This is a genomic window from Moraxella sp. FZFQ2102 (assembly GCF_024137865.1).
Taxonomy (GTDB): domain Bacteria; phylum Pseudomonadota; class Gammaproteobacteria; order Pseudomonadales; family Moraxellaceae; genus Moraxella.
The window spans coordinates 115,941-129,825 of the sequence record NZ_CP099960.1 but is presented as its reverse complement, the minus strand read 5'-3'; the positions used below and the strand labels follow the sequence as shown (position 1 = coordinate 129,825).

The 13,885-nt window shown below is 46.0% G+C and carries 13 protein-coding genes; 5 read left to right on the top strand and 8 right to left on the bottom strand.

What is annotated here, in order from left to right; all coding sequences use genetic code 11:
• Window positions 1–96 precede the first annotated feature (96 nt).
• From NGM44_RS00630 to NGM44_RS00610, 5 genes are all read left to right on the top strand, one after another.
• Window positions 97–1,641 carry an MFS transporter gene (locus tag NGM44_RS00630; RefSeq protein WP_253223772.1) on the top strand — a complete coding sequence of 515 codons (1,545 nt, stop codon included), beginning with the start codon at window positions 97–99 and terminating at the stop codon, window positions 1,639–1,641.
• 2 nt (window positions 1,642–1,643) lie between these two features.
• Window positions 1,644–2,513, top strand: a complete 870-nt coding sequence (prmC, locus tag NGM44_RS00625; protein WP_253223771.1) for a peptide chain release factor N(5)-glutamine methyltransferase — start codon at window positions 1,644–1,646, stop codon at window positions 2,511–2,513.
• Between the two features lie 37 nt (window positions 2,514–2,550).
• Window positions 2,551–3,306 carry a HesA/MoeB/ThiF family protein gene (locus NGM44_RS00620; RefSeq protein WP_253223770.1) on the top strand — a complete coding sequence of 252 codons (756 nt, stop codon included), beginning with the start codon at window positions 2,551–2,553 and terminating at the stop codon, window positions 3,304–3,306.
• Window positions 3,307–3,350: 44 nt separating this feature from the next.
• Entirely contained in the window at window positions 3,351–4,691 is a 1,341-nt protein-coding gene (locus NGM44_RS00615; RefSeq protein WP_253223769.1) for an AarF/ABC1/UbiB kinase family protein, read from the top strand.
• A 112-nt stretch (window positions 4,692–4,803) separates the two neighbouring features.
• Window positions 4,804–5,220 carry a DoxX family protein gene (locus tag NGM44_RS00610; protein ID WP_253223768.1) on the top strand — a complete coding sequence of 139 codons (417 nt, stop codon included), beginning with the start codon at window positions 4,804–4,806 and terminating at the stop codon, window positions 5,218–5,220.
• Between the two features lie 69 nt (window positions 5,221–5,289).
• Here the strand turns inward: NGM44_RS00610 and NGM44_RS00605 are convergent, their stop codons facing one another.
• From NGM44_RS00605 to rfbB, 8 genes are all read right to left on the bottom strand, one after another.
• Complete coding sequence (locus NGM44_RS00605) at window positions 5,290–6,669, bottom strand: DUF3482 domain-containing protein (protein ID WP_253223767.1); 1,380 nt, start codon at window positions 6,667–6,669, stop codon at window positions 5,290–5,292.
• 1 nt (window position 6,670) lies between these two features.
• The gene (locus NGM44_RS00600; protein WP_253223766.1) at window positions 6,671–7,153 is read right to left on the bottom strand and encodes an acyl-CoA thioesterase; all 483 of its coding nucleotides are present in this window, start codon (window positions 7,151–7,153) and stop codon (window positions 6,671–6,673) included.
• Window positions 7,154–7,234: 81 nt separating this feature from the next.
• The gene (locus NGM44_RS00595) at window positions 7,235–8,722 is read right to left on the bottom strand and encodes a pitrilysin family protein (RefSeq protein WP_253223765.1); all 1,488 of its coding nucleotides are present in this window, start codon (window positions 8,720–8,722) and stop codon (window positions 7,235–7,237) included.
• A 22-nt stretch (window positions 8,723–8,744) separates the two neighbouring features.
• The gene (locus NGM44_RS00590) at window positions 8,745–10,136 is read right to left on the bottom strand and encodes a pitrilysin family protein (RefSeq protein ID WP_253223764.1); all 1,392 of its coding nucleotides are present in this window, start codon (window positions 10,134–10,136) and stop codon (window positions 8,745–8,747) included.
• 308 nt (window positions 10,137–10,444) lie between these two features.
• Window positions 10,445–11,005, bottom strand: coding sequence for a dTDP-4-dehydrorhamnose 3,5-epimerase (gene rfbC, locus NGM44_RS00585; protein ID WP_253223763.1), 561 nt, complete (start codon window positions 11,003–11,005; stop codon window positions 10,445–10,447).
• A 21-nt stretch (window positions 11,006–11,026) separates the two neighbouring features.
• Entirely contained in the window at window positions 11,027–11,905 is an 879-nt protein-coding gene (rfbA, locus tag NGM44_RS00580; RefSeq protein ID WP_253223762.1) for a glucose-1-phosphate thymidylyltransferase RfbA, read from the bottom strand.
• The gene (gene rfbD / locus NGM44_RS00575; RefSeq protein ID WP_253223761.1) at window positions 11,895–12,800 is read right to left on the bottom strand and encodes a dTDP-4-dehydrorhamnose reductase; all 906 of its coding nucleotides are present in this window, start codon (window positions 12,798–12,800) and stop codon (window positions 11,895–11,897) included. The genes rfbA and rfbD overlap by 11 nt, the downstream gene beginning before the upstream one ends.
• Before the next feature lie 19 nt (window positions 12,801–12,819).
• Window positions 12,820–13,884, bottom strand: coding sequence for a dTDP-glucose 4,6-dehydratase (rfbB, locus tag NGM44_RS00570; protein WP_253223760.1), 1,065 nt, complete (start codon window positions 13,882–13,884; stop codon window positions 12,820–12,822).
• Window position 13,885: the final 1 nt, after the last annotated feature.

Genomic DNA, 13,885 nt, shown 5'->3' with positions numbered 1-13,885 from the left:
CATGAAAATTTTGCCAAAATGCGGTAAAATGAACAATTTGAATCAATTTTTTACCGCAAGTTTATGGCTTGGCGGTTGATAGATAAGTGGGCACAGATGAGCGGTACACAAGATCAAACAGCACAGCTGAGTGCTTGGCAGGCCTTTAGCAAGGCTTATTTTAATCCGCAGGCGTTGGCGCTTGCCTTTTTGGGCTTTGCGGCAGGTATTCCGATTTTGCTGGTGTTTTCAAGCCTAGGGCTGTGGCTGCGTGAAGCGGGCATTGATCGCGCGACTGTGACGATGTTTAGCTGGGCAGCGCTTGGTTATTCGTTCAAATTCATTTGGGCGCCGCTTGTCGATGCGCTGCCGTTGCCTGTTTTGACGCGCTGGTTGGGTCGTCGTCGCGGCTGGCTGCTACTCACGCAGATTTTGATCATCGCAGCCCTAGTATTGATGGCGATGACCAATCCACAAGGCAGCGATGCGATGCTGTCGGTGATGGCGGCAGGCGCGGTATTACTTGGCTTTTCGTCTGCATCCCAAGACATCGTGATCGATGCGTATCGTATCGAAGCTGCACCTGCGGATATGCAGCCTGCGCTATCGGCGACTTATGTGGCGGGTTATCGCATCGGCATGATCGTCTCGGGCGCAGGCGCGTTGTATTTGGCGGATTATTTCGGCTCGGCGATGGATGCGTATAATTATGCCGCATGGCAAAAAACTTATCTGATCATGGCGGCGGTGATGCTGATTGGCGTAGTGACGACGCTTGTGATCCGCGAGCCGAAGGTCGCCATCAAGCCGATGACTTCTGAGACTACCGACTATCTTCGCTTGGTGATTGTCTTTATTTTGTCTGTGCTTGGCTTTATTTTCACTTATCGCATTGTCGGTGGTATGTTGCCTGAGACTGAGGGCGTGCTGGCAGGGTTTTTGTACGGCTGTGTGCAGTTTATCAGCAGTATTATTGCCTTTGCAGTGGTTGGCTGGCTACTGGTAAAAGTCGGCATCGTCGCTCAAGCGGTGGCGATGAAAACTTGGGTTGAGCCTGTGGCGGACTTTTTTGCACGCTATGGCAAAAAAGCGATGCTGCTGCTTGCTTTGATCGGGCTGTATCGCATCAGTGATGTCATCGCGGGCAATATCTCAAACATCTTCTACCAAGATCTTGGCTTTAGCAAGACACAGATTGCCAATGCAGTAAAACTGGTCGGTGTCGTAGCAAGTATCGGCGGTGGCTTTATCGGTGGCTGGCTTGCTCAGAAGATGAATATCATGAAAGCAATGACCGTGGGTGCGATTTTAGCCTGCGCGACCAACTTGCTATTTATCCTGCTATTTATGACGCCGACCGTGCCGATGATGTACACGGCAGTGGTGGTGGATAACTTAGCGGCAGGCCTTGCCAGTGCGGTGTTTATCGCTTTCTTGTCTGCCTTGACATCGATTCGCTTTACTGCGGTGCAATACGCGCTGTTTTCATCATTGATGACTTTAGCGCCAAAATTGATCGGTGGCTATTCAGGCGCAATCGTCGATGCCACAAGCTATGCTTTTTTCTTTGGTTTTACTTTCTTGGTTGGCATTCCTGTGCTGCTATTGATTTATCTGGTCAATAAGCACATCGATATCGAGCAGCCAAAAATCGGTGAATGACGGTGCAAAATCCACAAACCTTAAGCGCACCTGATGTGACACACCTGTCAATCGCAGAGATTCGGCAGGTGTTTGCATCGATAAGTAATGACAAATTGCCTTTGCATTGGCTCAATGGCTGGCTGCTTGCGGTGATTGATCAGCCGTCCAGTTTTTTGATCACTGATGGCGATTTTGTGCCAAGCATTGAGCAGGCGAAACGACTCAATGATGGCATCGCACGCATGATGACAGGCGAGCCATTGGCGTATTTGGTGGGTTTTCAGGGCTTTTGGGGGCGTGATTTTGCGGTCAATGCACACACGCTGATACCACGCGCTGATACTGAGATTTTGATTGAGACTGTGCTAAGGCTTTATCATGATGACAAGGCGGCAAGCACGCCTAAGATTTTAGACCTTGGTACAGGTACAGGCTGTATCGCGATTACTTTGGCAAAAGAGCTGCCATCATCGCAGGTGTGGGCGGTGGATTTTTCTGATGGGGCATTACAAGTGGCGCGCGCCAATGCCAAATCACTTGCCGCTGATAACTGCACGCTGCTACAGTCGGATTGGTACACGGCGGTTACGGAGCGATTTGACATCATCGTCAGTAATCCACCTTATATCGATAAAACTGATGCACATCTGGCGGATCTTCACCATGAGCCGATTAGCGCACTGGTCGCCGATGATGCAGGACTTGGTGATATTATGACCATCGTTACAGGCGCAGGTGCACATTTGAACGCAGGCGGCGCGCTATTGATTGAGCATGGCTATGACCAAGGTGCGGCGGTGCGTAAGATTTTTGAAGATGCAGGCTTTACCCAAGTTGCCACCATTCAAGATTATGGCGGCAATGATCGCATGACGATGGGTTTTTATTAAAATAATTAAGTAATAAATTATAAAAACGGAAAAAATCATGACTACGGCTGATGCGCTATCCGATGACGAACTGATGCGATATTCACGGCAAATCCTACTCGATGACTGGGATATCGATGCGCAAATTTGCCTAAAAAACAGCCACGCCATCATCGTCGGCATGGGCGGACTTGGCTGTCCTGTGGCGCAGACTTTGGCGCGTGCAGGTGTGGGGCAGCTGACATTGATTGATGATGATGCTGTCGATATCAGCAACTTACAAAGACAAAGCCTATACACAACCCTTGATATCGGCAAGCCCAAATCCGTCTGTGCAAAGTCTGCACTATCTCATCACAATGAATACACCGCCATCACTACCATCACCGAGCGTATCAGCGCGGACAATATCTGTAAGCTGATTGGCAAGGCGGATTTGGTGATTGATTGTACGGATAATTTTGCCGTGCGCGATTTATTAAATCGATACACAAGAAGCCAAAACTTGCCGCTGCTATCGACTTCTGCCATCGCACAGGTTGGGCAAATCGCGCTTTATACTGAGCAAACAGGCTGCTATCGCTGTGTGTTCGGCGATGATGATGGTGATGAGATGACTTGCGCGACTTCTGGCGTCTTGGCAAGTACGGTGGCGGTGATTGGCGCGATGGCGGCGCAAGTGGCGCTGGATTTTCTTGGTAGGGGTGTCAATCCCATTGCAGGTAAATTGCTGCTGTGGCAAGGCGCGACTTTATCATTAAAACAGCTAAGCTTTAGCCAAGATGCCAACTGTCCTGTGTGTTCGGCTGAGTAATTAATAAATTTATATCAATTAAATCATCAAAATTTTAAACCATTATGCCAAAATTATTGCCCAAAAATCCACTGAATTTCGCCAAAAAACAGCTCGGTCACGGTGTCAATGCCTTATCACGCCTACAAAAAACCGCCAGTGTCGCAGGCTTATCCGCCTTACGCGTGGCAAAGGGCGATAAGATGGATGCGCAGCTGTTGCGCGAAGCCTTTGAGCAGATGGGTGTGACTTATATCAAGCTTGGGCAGTTTATTGCCAGTACACCATCGATTTTTCCGCGTGAATATGTACTGGCGTTCCAAGGCTGCCTAGATCAGACCACGCCTGTGCCTTTTGCCAAGATTCGTCAGGTGCTGATCGATGAGCTTGAGACTGACAGTCGTGGGCTTGGCGATATTTTTTCTTATATTGATCCTGTGCCTTTGGCATCGGCAAGTATCGCACAGGTGCATAAGGCGGTGCTTGCTGATGGACGGCAGGTCGCGCTCAAGGTGCAAAAGCCTGATGTTGATACCATTATGCACACCGATTTAAGCGTGCTGCATGGCGCGTTTTGGGCCTTGGAAAAAGTTGTACCAAATTTAAAAGCAGCAAGCCTTGCGCCGATCGTCGATGAGATGCGCGCGCGGATGCTTGCCGAGACTGATTTTCTTGCCGAAAGTGCGCATATTGATAAATTCTTGGCACATCTAAAGCAAGTGGGTAATGACAAAGTCACCGCACCGACGGTACATCACGCGCTATCGACCAAAAAAGTGCTGGTGATGGATCTACTCATGGGCAAGTCTTTGATCGATGAGAGTTTGATTTGGGATGGTACAGCAGGGCGCGACAGCAAGCAGATCATGAGTGATGTGTTAGACACTTGGTTTTTATCATTGATGATGACGGGCGAGTTTCACGCTGATTTGCACGCGGGCAATCTGATGCTGCTTAATGATGGGCGCATTGCCTTTTTAGATTTTGGCTTGATGGGGCAGATTGCTCCAAGCAGCTTGCAGGCGTGTTTTGGCTTGGTACAGAGCCTGCAAATCAATGACTATCGCGGCATGGCACAGGCGATGGTCGCCATCGGTATGACGCATCGGGCGGATAAGATAGATATCGATCGCTTGGCTGATGATTTACAAAAAATACTTGGCAAAATCACGCCAAATGCCTACGGTCAGCCGCCCAAGCCCGTACAAATCGGCGCAGAAGGCAATGATGGCCTAAATGCGATGATGCTTGAAATGGTAGAAATCGGCAAACGCCACGGCATTCATTTCCCCAGAGACTTTGCGCTCTTGGTCAAACAGCTGCTGTACTTCGATCGCTTTATGGTGACTTTAGCACCTGATATGGAGCTATTCGAAGGCGAGCGGCTGAGTTTGGTGAAGGAGTGAATTTTGCAAAAATGCAAAGTGTTTTTGTCAAATGCACGCTGTTTACCATCACGCAAAATTACTATAATGAACACATCAAATCGACAGCAAAATAATAAAAGGAGTTGTCACCATGTTTAATCCCAATGTAAGCTTTAAAAATGCCTTTGAAAACACTAACTTAGGTCATTTGGTCAATTTATTATGCCGCGCTTTGCTGTTGTGGTTGTTTTTCGTGTCTGGTTGGGGCAAGGTTGTCAATTATGATGCGGTCGCTGCTTACATGGGAACGGTGGGCTTGCCATCATCATTGTTGCCTTTGGTGATTTTGCTGGAATTGGGCGGCGGTTTGGCGATTTTATTCGGCTTTCAGACGCGCGTGATCGCAGTATTTATGGCGGTGTATTGTATCTTGTCAGCGATCTTGTTTCATGCAGGTGCGGACGATGCCAATAACTTTATGAAAAATTTCGGCTTAGCGGGTGGCTTTTTATTATTAACTGTGTATGGTGCAGGTCGTTTCAGTATTGATCATTTGTTAGAAAAATAATTTATAAAAATTAACAAATCCCAGCTGATAGATTTGGCTGGGATTTTTGTGTTTGTAATTTAAAAAGTTTCAGTTCAATGAATGCAAATGCTCAATCAATTTCACCGCCACAGCATCAGCAAACTCACTGCGTAGTGCTGTTTTATCATGATAAGCGCCATCTAGACTTGAGTAATTGGGGTGGGTTCGGGCTTTTTTAAGCGCACTTGGCAGTTTGTCACTTTGCCAAGGTAGAGTATCGCCACTGGTCGAGATGATATCGACACTGGCATGACCGCGATGGCGCAGGTGGTGATGTAGATTTTGCGCACGCGCTGCAAGCAGTGTCAAAGTAGGTGCATCAATACTAAGCGTCTGAATACCCATGGCTTTGTCTTTGATGGCGTTGGTATTTGGTAAAATGCCGCCAAGCACGCCACCGATGGCAGTGCCTAGACCAAGACTTGCGCCCAAAGTTGCCACATCAATGCCTGCACCGATCAGCATTCCTGTGACACTGCCGCCTGCGGTGCGAATGCCATAGTGGGTAAGTAGCGCGCTGTCGAATAGATCTTGTGCTTGGCTGCCGATACCGACATCCTGCTGCTCGATATCCAAATGATAAAAGCGGTACAGTTCGAGCAGTTCGTGGTTCAGGATGGTTTCGGCTTGGTGTACGGCGTTCTGCATTCGTGTCAAGGTCGGTGCAGGGTCGTCATCTTCATCGATTTTTTGGCTAAAGGCGGCGACATTGACCAGAAAATCAGCGATCAATAAGCTACCTTGTTCAAGCATATTTTGCCAAGCGTCTTTGCGCTCATTTTGTAAAGTAATGATATTGACATCGTCATTACGCAGCTTGGCAAGATTCGCCCATAGCGCCATTTCATTATCAAAATCAAACGCCACCGTATCGAAGCTGCAAGCGATATGCAGCGCGCGACGCGAGAGCATTTCGCGCCAGTGTGGCATATTGTCTTGACCTTGATGAATGAAATTAAACACAGGTAAAATCGGCGTGCCTGAGCTTGCCAAGATCGCAAGCTCGTCTTTGTACTTGGACAGTACAGGCTCGCGCGCATCGATGACATATAAGGCGATGTCAGCATTGATCAGGCTTTTGATAACTTTGGCTTCTTGGCTAAAATCACCATCAAGCCGATTATCTCTATCTACTACCGCGCGCAAAAATGCTTGCAGTCGCTCCACGCCATCCGCGCGCCCATCGGTATGATCTTGCAGATAATCCATCACACCCGTAGCATCTTCTAGCCCTGGGGTGTCGTGCAAGGTGATCAAGGCGCGGTGATCAGCACCCAAGATATCCACCGCAGCGACATGGCGCGTGGTGGCTGATGCGTTCGCCACTTCACCAAAGCTGCCGTCGCGCAGCAAAGTGCGTAGTAGGGAAGTCTTGCCGACATTGGTATGTCCGATCACGCTTAGGGTGGTTAATGTATTGTGTGTCATATTACCATTCGTGTGTTTGTAGTTCTAGGCGCAATTCTTTACGCTTTTTCGCCATCTCGAAGCGATGCTTGGCGATCTCATCACTCAGATCTAGGGGTGGCACGGCTTTGGGTTTGCGATTTTCATCGACAGCCACCATGCTAAAATAGCAACTGTTGGTATGGCGGACGGTGCGCGTTTGGATATTTTCAGCTTCGACGCGGATGCCGACTTCCATCGATGTTGTGCCGACATAATTGACACGCGCCAAAAAAGTCACCAGCTCACCGACATAAATTGGCTCTTTAAAAATCACTTGATCGACGGACAAAGTCACCACATAGCTTGCCGAATACCGGCTGGCACAGGCATAAGCCACTTGGTCAAGTAGCTTTAGGATCGCACCACCATGCACATTGCCCGAAAAGTTCGCCATATCAGGCGTCATCAGCACCGTCATGGTCAGATCGGTCGGTGCGATATTATAAGTACAAAATTCATGCATGACTACATCCTTGCTGATTGCTTAAAAATGTCAGCAAGTATAGCACAAAAAATCTGCCAGTGCGTGACGGACAAGTTCTCACTATTTGGACTGATTTGTGCCGAAAATATCACTCAAATCAGGTTTGATCTTACCCACAGTAATGATGATAAAATCCGATGGATGAACCGTGTCTTTGAGCGCTCGATTGACCGAGTCTAAAGTGGCATTATCCAGTCGCTGCAGTCGCGTGGCAAGATGGTCATCAGGATAACCGATGAATGCCAAACCGCTGATGGTCTTGTGGATCGATGCATTGCTTGAGAAAATGTCTGGAAAGCTGTTTTTGTTACCCAATCTGACCAATTCAAGCTCATCAGTTGTCACGCCATTGTTTAGCGTATCTGTAATAATATCAAGCGTATCTTTGATGGCATCGCGCGCTTTATCGCCTTGGGTAGAAAAGCGAATCGCATAACTGCCCGCTGCCTGTAGTCGCTCCACGCCGCCATAGATGCCATAGGTATAGCCTTTTTGTTCGCGGATGGTATTCATCAGCCGCGCGTTAAAATCCGATCCTGCCAAGATTTCATTACCCAGTGATAAATCGCTAAAAGCTTGGCGCGCTTGGCTGCTACTGTCATCTTTTGGGGCTAAATGTCCGATGATGATTTGGGTTTGGCTACTGTCATGATCGATGTGAATGTGGCGTGCAGTAGGTTTGGCAGGCTCACTGATAGTACCTTGATAGGATTTGCCATTTGGCAGGCTGTGTGCGATTTGATTGGCAAGCTGCTTTGCGCCATCTGCACTCAGATCGCCTGTGATGATGATTTGTGCATTGTCTTTTGTTAAGAATTTCTTTTGAAAAGCTTGCAAGTCATCACGCGTCAAGGCGGCGACGCTTTGCTCATCGCCTGTGCTTGCGTGCCCATAAGGGTGGTTGCTGTACAATGCGTGGGTGTAGGCAAGTGATGCGACATAGGCAGGGTTTTGCTTGCTTTGTTTTAGGCTTGTGATTAGTCGCGTTTTGTTGCGCTCAAGCACTGCGGTATCAAAGCGTGGCGCGCTCAGTACTTGGGTGAGAAGCTGAGTGCCGTTTTGTAAGGTGGCGGGGTTGGATAAGCTGCGCATTGATAAAGACAGACTGTCTTTGGTGATGCCGCTGCCAAGCTCAATGCCAAGCATCTCTTTTTTGGCGATAAAAGCCTCTTCGTCAAGCACGCCTGCTCCTTGAGTCAGCATGGTGGCGGTCATGTTGGCGATACCAAAGCCATCATCACGGATTGTCTCATCAGCTGCCGAGCCTGCGTAGAAATTGACGCTGACATCGACGATCGGTAACTGGTGCAAAGGTGTAAAAACCACAGCGACGCCATCATCGGTATGAAATCGCTGCGAGCTTGGCGGTTGAAAGTCTAGGTTTCCAAGCTGATTAATACTGTCAATAATGCTATCACTTGCCAGTGTCAAACTGGTGTCTGTTAAGGCAGTTTGATGCGCTTGATTGGCATGAACCATTGGGCTGTGTAATGCCACTACCGCCAAGATTGCCACGCTTACTTGATTCATTTTACTTAATAATTTCATGCGAATATTCCGTGTGTTTTTATTATTTGGCTTGCGGCACGATGTATAAGGTGGTCAAATTATCACGCGTCAAATACGCCTTACCAGCACGCTGAATATCGGCTTTACTGATCGCGGCAAGCTTAGCAGGTAGGGTGTCATAGGTGTCAATCGGCAGCCCTTGACTTGCCAGTGCGCCTAGGCTCACCGCTTGATTGGCGACGCTATCATTACCAAAGATCAAGCCTGAGACTAGGTTTGTCTGTCCGCGTTTAAGCTCATCATCGCTGATTTCACCTTGACTGATGTTTTGTAATTCTTCTAGGATTGCTGCTTCGGCTTGTTCTAGGCTGACACCGTCTTTGGGTGTGGCTTGGATGGTGAATAGTTGATCACCGCGACCGACCATACTGTAGCTGATACCGACGCTATTTAATAAGTTTTTCTTACGAATAAGATTGGTCTCGAAGCGAGCTGACAACCCGCCATCAGCAACATCGGAGAATAAAGATAGCGCATAAGCATCTTGGGCATTATGCTTACTGCCTAGGCTTGGGACATTAAAGCCCATCAACAGGCTCGGCACTTGCACAGCTTGCTCAGTGGCGGCATTTTGATAGCCGCGATGGCTTGGCTGCGATAGGCTTACACGCTCAGGCAGGGTAGATGGGGTGAGTGCATCGAAGTATTTATGCACCCATGGCATGGCTTGATCAGGCGTGACATCACCGACGAGCACCAGTACGGCATTATTTGGCGCATACCAAGTTCGATACCAATTTTGTAAATCTTCTAAACTCAAGCCATCAATATCATCCATACTGCCGATAATCGGGCGACCTTGTGGAGCATCAGGCTGCGCCATCTGATTGAAGATTTCGTACGCTTTGGCAAGGGGATTGTCATCGGTGCGTAGGCGGCGTTCTTCTTTGATGACTTGTTTTTCGGTTGCGGCTTCATCGGCGGTCAATAGTAGATTTTTCATGCGATTGGCTTCGATTTGTAGCGCGAGCGGAAACTGATTGGCAGGCAGGCTTTCATAATACGCCGTGTAATCAAAACTAGTAAAAGCATTGGTTGTGCCGCCAAAATGACTGATCAGCCGCTGATAATCATCATGGTTGATGCCCTTGGCGTCCTTGAACATCATATGCTCCAAAAAGTGCGACATGCCGCCTTTGCCCATTGGTTCATCGCTGCTGCCGACATCGTACCAAATCTGCGTCATCACGATCGGCGCGCGAGCATCAGTTTTGATGATGACGCGCAAGCCATTGTTAAGTTTGGTTTGATAAATGCCTTGTGTTCTGTCTTGCTTAGCGGCGGTAATGGCAGGCGTGGCAGTGGTTTTGCTACTTTGTAATGCTGTGCTACTTTGGCACGCCATCAAGCTTAGACTGGTTGCGATGATCGCACTCATCGGAAGTAGTTTCATAAAAATTCCTACAAAGTTTCTTTACGATATTTTCTTATTATGATGCTTATACTATGATGCCAATGGGCTGTCAATTGACATAAAATCAGCGATATATCAAGATGGCTTTGGTTGATTATCAATCATCAAAGTATGCCAAAGCCTTTAATTCGCCACAATATTATTAGTTGCCGACGCCGACCATCACGCTACCTGTTGGGCTAAAGCCAATACCAGCGGCGCAGGCGGTCAGTGTAAAGATGGCTAGGATGACGGCGGTGTATTTGATCAGTTGCATGGGATTTCCTTAAATTGGTAAAAAATTAGTTCTAAAGTAGTTCTGCATCATTAAGCGTGCTTGCCATTCTATCCTTTTCGTTGATATTTAACATCAATCCATCAATTTGCCAATCAATGCCAATCGTTTCATCATTCCACACGATACTTCGCTCACTATCTTTATGATAAAAGTTTGTGGTTTTGTACAAAAATTGGGTATTATCTTCTAAAGCAACAAAGCCATGAGCAAAGCCTGCAGGTATCCAAAATTGGCGATGGTTTGTTGTGTTTAGTTCCACACCGACCCATTGTCCAAAGGTTGGCGAGTTTTTACGAATATCCACCGCAACATCAAAGGCACGACCTTGCACTACACGCACCAATTTTCCTTGGGCATAAGGTGGGGTTTGATAATGCAATCCACGCAACACACCTTTTGATGACATGGAATGGTTATCTTGTACAAAGGTTGGCACATCAAAACCACGTTCTTTCAGTGCTTTTTCAAATACATTTTGGTTAAAACTTTCCATAAACCAACCACGCTCATCGGCAAAAACACGTGGTTCAAAAATCAATAGTTCAGGGATTTTGGTTTCTATGACGTTCATGTTCGCACCTTAACCATTGTGTTATTTATGTAATTTTAATAAATATTGTCCGTAGCCCGTTTTCTTAAAAAACTCTGCTCGTGCCAATAGTTGTTCATCATTTATCCAACCATTAGCATAGGTAATTTCTTCTAAACAGGCGACTTTTAAACCTTGTCGATGCTCAATGGTTTGTACAAATCGACTTGCATCAAGCAATGAGTCGTGCGTTCCTGTATCTAGCCAAGCAAAACCACGTCCAAGCAATTCAACATTAAGCGTATCTTTTTGTAAATACACATTATTAACATCAGTGATTTCTAATTCACCGCGATGCGAAGGTTTGATATTTTTGGCGATTTCTACTACATCATTGTCATAAAAATAAAGTCCAGTTACGGCATAATGTGATTTTGGCTCGGCAGGTTTTTCTTCAATGCTTAAGGCTTTGCCATTTTTATCAAATTCTACCACGCCAAAACGCTCTGGGTCATTCACATAGTAGCCAAATACGGTCGCTCCTGTTGTCTGTGCTGATGCACGGCGTAATTGTTCGCTAAAATGCTGACCGTAGAAAATGTTATCACCCAAAATTAAGCAAACATTATCATCGCCAATAAATTCTTCACCTAAAATAAAGGCTTGAGCTAAGCCATCTGGACTTGGTTGGGCTTTGTAGGATAATTTTAAGCCAATCTCTTCACCTGTTCCCAATAATTTTTCAAAATTTGGTAAATCTTCAGGCGTTGAAATAATCAAAATTTCTTGAATACCTGCCAACATCAGCACCGATAATGGATAATAAATCATCGGTTTATCATAAATTGGCAATAATTGTTTTGATGTTCCCATGGTGATTGGGTATAGGCGAGTGCCTGACCCGCCTGCCAAGATAATGCCTTTACGGTTTTTAGTTGTCATAAATCAGTTCTCCAAGCACTTGGCGAACGCCTTGTTGCCAATGAGGTAAATGTAATGAAAAATTGCGTTGTAATTTGCTGGTATTAAGTCGTGAATTGTGTGGACGCTTTGCAGGGGTTGGGTAATCCGCTGTGCCAATGGCATTGACTTGTTTAACCATTAAGTCCGCTCCCATTTCACGAGCCACGTCAAAAATAAACTTGGCATAGTCATACCATGAACATTCGCCTTGTGGTGCAAGATGGTAATGCCCCATCTCAATACTGGCTGGATTTAGCTGATATTGGCGAATGATTTGAGCGGTAATGTCTGCAATCAAACTTGCCCCTGTTGGACTACCAATTTGGTCAGCAATAATTCCAAGTGTTTCACGGCTTGCCCCCAGTTTTAACATGGTTTTGATAAAATTATTGCCATGTGTGCCATAGACCCAACTGGTGCGAAGGTTAATAAAATTTGCTCCGCTTTGCTCAAGTGCAAGTTCGCCTTGACGCTTGGTTTGTCCATACACATTGATAGGGCCCGCGCTATCTTCTTCTGTCCAAGCAATTTCGCCTGTACCATCAAACACATAATCGGTTGAATAATGTATCAATAGGGCTTGATGTTGTTTTGCTAATTCTGCCAAATGTTTTACAGCCAAATGGTTAATTAACTCTGTTTGCACAGTATCAGTTTCGGCCTTATCAACCGCAGTATAGGCTGTTGCATTAACCACAATATCAGGGCGAATTTGCTGAAATACGTGTGTCATCGCATTAAAATTCGCCACATCGCCACATAAACCATCGGCATTGCTATGGCGGTCTAGGGCATAGACTTGCCCTAAAGGTTGTAAACTTCTGTCTAATTCAAAGCCAACTTGACCATTTTTACCTAAAAGTAAAATTTTCATCGTTTAACCTTGTTATGGCTTATTGATATTGCTTGTTAATCCAGTTTTGGTATTCACCACTTTGAACGTGTTGTACCCATTCTTGATTATCCAAATACCATTGCACGGTTTTACGTAAGCCTGTGGCAAAAGTTTCTTGTGGTGTCCAACCTAAATCCGCTCCAATTTTACTAGCATCAATGGCGTAGCGTAAATCATGTCCAGGGCGGTCTTTTACATAAGTAATTAAATCTGCATATTGAGCAACACCTGTCGGTTTATTTGGTGCAAGCTCTTCTAATAATTCACAAATGGCTTTGACCACATCAATATTTTTCTGCTCATTATGTCCGCCAATATTGTAAGTCTCACCGACTTTTGCCGTGGTTGCCACTAAAAATAAGGCACGAGCATGGTCTTCTACATAGAGCCAATCACGGATTTGTAATCCATTGCCATACACAGGTAAAGGCTTACCATTTAACGCATTTAAAATCGTTAATGGAATTAATTTTTCAGGGAAATGATAAGGCCCGTAATTATTTGAGCAATTGGTAATCACCACAGGCAAGCCATACGTACGGTGCCATGCTCGCACTAAATGGTCAGAACTGGCTTTACTGGCAGAATATGGTGAACTTGGGGCATAAGGTGTGGTCTCAAAAAACAAATCGTCAGTGCCTTCCAAATCGCCATACACTTCATCGGTTGAGATATGATGAAAACGGAATGTTGCCTTTTTATCATCGCTTAAACCATGATAATAATGACGAGCGACTTCTAATAGGGTATAAGTACCAATAATGTTGGTTTGAATAAATTCGCTTGAACCCGTAATAGAACGATCTACATGACTTTCCGCCGCTAAGTGCATAATAATATCTGGCGCAAATTCATTAAATAATCGCTCAATTTCTGTACGATTACAAATATCTGTTTGGCTAAATTGATAGCGTGGATTGTCAGATACAGGCAATAACGATTCTAAATTGCCTGCATAAGTCAATTTGTCCACATTTAACACTTGATGCTCGGTTGTTTGTAAAATATGGCGAACCACTGCTGAACCGATAAAGCCTGCACCGCCTGTGATTAGGATGTTCATA

Excerpts from the sequence above, each read along its gene's own strand:
- NGM44_RS00630 (WP_253223772.1), top strand. The coding sequence starts at position 97 with ATGAGCGGTACACAAGATCAAACAGCACAGCTGAGTGCTTGGCAGGCC.
- NGM44_RS00620 (WP_253223770.1), top strand. The coding sequence starts at position 2,551 with ATGACTACGGCTGATGCGCTATCCGATGACGAACTGATGCGATATTCA.
- NGM44_RS00615 (WP_253223769.1), top strand. The coding sequence starts at position 3,351 with ATGCCAAAATTATTGCCCAAAAATCCACTGAATTTCGCCAAAAAACAG.
- NGM44_RS00610 (WP_253223768.1), top strand. The coding sequence starts at position 4,804 with ATGTTTAATCCCAATGTAAGCTTTAAAAATGCCTTTGAAAACACTAAC.
- NGM44_RS00605 (WP_253223767.1), bottom strand. The coding sequence starts at position 6,669 with ATGACACACAATACATTAACCACCCTAAGCGTGATCGGACATACCAAT.
- NGM44_RS00600 (WP_253223766.1), bottom strand. The coding sequence starts at position 7,153 with ATGCATGAATTTTGTACTTATAATATCGCACCGACCGATCTGACCATG.
- NGM44_RS00595 (WP_253223765.1), bottom strand. The coding sequence starts at position 8,722 with ATGAAATTATTAAGTAAAATGAATCAAGTAAGCGTGGCAATCTTGGCG.
- NGM44_RS00590 (WP_253223764.1), bottom strand. The coding sequence starts at position 10,136 with ATGAAACTACTTCCGATGAGTGCGATCATCGCAACCAGTCTAAGCTTG.
- rfbC (WP_253223763.1), bottom strand. The coding sequence starts at position 11,005 with ATGAACGTCATAGAAACCAAAATCCCTGAACTATTGATTTTTGAACCA.
- rfbA (WP_253223762.1), bottom strand. The coding sequence starts at position 11,905 with ATGACAACTAAAAACCGTAAAGGCATTATCTTGGCAGGCGGGTCAGGC.
- rfbD (WP_253223761.1), bottom strand. The coding sequence starts at position 12,800 with ATGAAAATTTTACTTTTAGGTAAAAATGGTCAAGTTGGCTTTGAATTA.
- rfbB (WP_253223760.1), bottom strand. The coding sequence starts at position 13,884 with ATGAACATCCTAATCACAGGCGGTGCAGGCTTTATCGGTTCAGCAGTG.